Origin of the sequence: Vibrio sp. 10N.286.46.A8 (assembly GCF_041470165.1) — a bacterium.
GTDB classification, from domain to species: domain Bacteria; phylum Pseudomonadota; class Gammaproteobacteria; order Enterobacterales; family Vibrionaceae; genus Vibrio; species Vibrio tasmaniensis_A.
Genome location: NZ_JBFRLX010000298.1, coordinates 1 through 1,743, shown reverse-complemented (window position 1 = coordinate 1,743; position 1,743 = coordinate 1). Strand labels below are relative to the sequence as shown.

At 39.6% G+C, this 1,743-nt stretch carries 1 protein-coding gene; it reads right to left on the bottom strand.

The genetic code is table 11. From position 1 onward, the window contains the following. Positions 1–194: 194 nt before the first annotated feature. Complete coding sequence (locus tag AB4232_RS21750; protein ID WP_372087994.1) at positions 195–1,175, bottom strand: Gfo/Idh/MocA family protein; 981 nt, start codon at positions 1,173–1,175, stop codon at positions 195–197. Positions 1,176–1,743 lie beyond the last annotated feature (568 nt).

Below are 1,743 nucleotides of genomic sequence, written 5' to 3'. Positions count from 1 at the left end.
TTGCAACAACGCGATCATCAACTGAAAACACTTTACACACCTTCAATAAAATAAATAAATACGACAGATATCGAACGCGGATTTAAACAGATGGTATCCCAATCAACTAATCCGGTTATTTGTCGTAAAGATTAAATTTAGTTATGCATAAATCGGCATTTCTTAAAAATCAGTTGGTTAACATGCTTGGGGTGTTATTTGTCGGCGGGATAAACGACACCAACTTGTTGACGCATATCTGTAATCAACTTTGCAACGGTTAAAGCACGCAGTTGGGCTTGAGCTTGTGTACTTTTGTCACCAGCAATGCAGTTTGCAAAGGCTTGGGCCTCGTAACTCATGGAGTTTTCTCTTTGTGCTTGAGTAAGGTTTTCTACCGTGCCATCACGATAGCGAATCTTAACGTCGGTGCATTCTGCAATGTGATCGATGATGATCGATCCCTGTTCGCCTTGGATCTCGCTTGGTACGTAAGAGTCGCTGACTTTAGAGTGCGCAAGGGTTACATCAAATTCTGGATACTGGAAGATCGCACAGCCATGCGCATCCACACCTGAGTCAAGTAGCTTTGCCGAAGCCTGTGCATTCTCAGGTTCACCAAACAGAGCAACAGTCGCGGTGACGCAGTAGAAGCCAATATCGACTAATGAACCGTTAGAGAAAACTGGGTTGAAGGTGTTTGGGTTCTCGCCGTTTAGGTATTTCTGGTAACGCGATGAATATTGACAGTAGTTGATGTGCGCTTTATGCACTTTGCCTATCTTTTTTAAGCCGAGTTGAACTTGCTCAAAGTTCGGTAGAAACTGAGATTTAGACGCCTCAAACAACACCACACCGTTCTTCTGAGCGACCTCAAACATGTGTGTTGCTTCTTCAATATTCGATGCGACAGGCTTCTCACAGATGACATGCTTGCCGTGTTCCATCATCAAGATAGATTGCTCGCAGTGCAGTGAGTTTGGTGAAGCGATGTACACGGCTTCAACAGTGTTGTCATTTGCCAATGCGTCGAGAGAGTCATAAGTCGTTTCAACGTCAAACTCTTGGGCGAACTGTGCCGCGCTGGCTAGATTTCGTGAATAAACAGCAGCCAACTGCATCGATTGTGATTCATGAGCAGCTTGAACAAATTTCTGTGTAATCCAATTGGTTCCAATTACAGCGAACTTAATCATAAGGTATCCAATAGTTAGTATATTAATTCTATGAAGATAGTAGCACTCAATGGCTAGCATTGTTTCCGAGATTTGCGGAACAATTTTCCACGATCTTTAGCCTGATATTAATATTAACTCGCCTAAACCTGAGCTTTGTAGAGCATCATAATAAAGTCTTTTGTTGTGTTGTTTCTGAGGTGGGAGGTGCAGGTTAGTTTCAGTGAACGATTGTATTCTCTCAATTGGTGGTTTATTGGAAGTGTTTAATATAAAAGACTCAATACCCAAAGAATGAAGATTTATTGATTATATCCTCTCGTCAATTCTTAAGAAATATTATACAAGCTGAATTGATGTGCAATTGTATTTATATGCAATCGCGCAATTAACCTATGGTGTTTTAATATCATTTTGTTTAGTAATTGATAACATTTTAAGACAATAAATGTTATCGATTGGAACCAATTTACGTTACAGAGTCACGAAGTTGAACATAATTGGAATAATGAACAATATTTGTTTTAGATTGGTTCTAATTATGAGAAATAAGGGGGTTACTTTTGTTGATATTTATATTAATTTCTTA